The 306-nt window shown below is 47.1% G+C and carries 1 protein-coding gene; it reads left to right on the top strand.

What is annotated here, in order from left to right; translation table 11 throughout:
• The coding region (locus A3738_RS10805) for a molybdopterin dinucleotide binding domain-containing protein (RefSeq protein WP_304440098.1) at positions 1–306 on the top strand (306 nt) is incomplete at both ends.

Raw genomic sequence — 306 nt, 5'->3', positions numbered from 1 at the left:
ACCCAGAAGATGCCAAAGATTTAAGTCTTGAACAGGGTGCCTATGTGTCGGTCACTTCTGCCGTGAATTCAGACGCTGATCAGGTCGTGTTACCAGTCGTAATCGATGATGGATTACGTCGAGGTGAGTTATTTGTACCCATTCATTGGGGTACAACATGGTCTTCATCATCGGCAATTTCAAAGCTATATACAGATGCAAGAGACCCCATTTCTGGGCAGCCAGAATTGAAACATGCGGCTGTTGCGCTTTCACCGGTCGAGATGGCTGAATACGGCGAGTTATTTAGTCTAGACGAGCTTCCGA

The organism is Oleiphilus sp. HI0066 (assembly GCF_001635725.1).
Note: the sequence above shows the minus strand (reverse complement) of the source record. Positions and strands in the feature narration are given on the sequence as shown.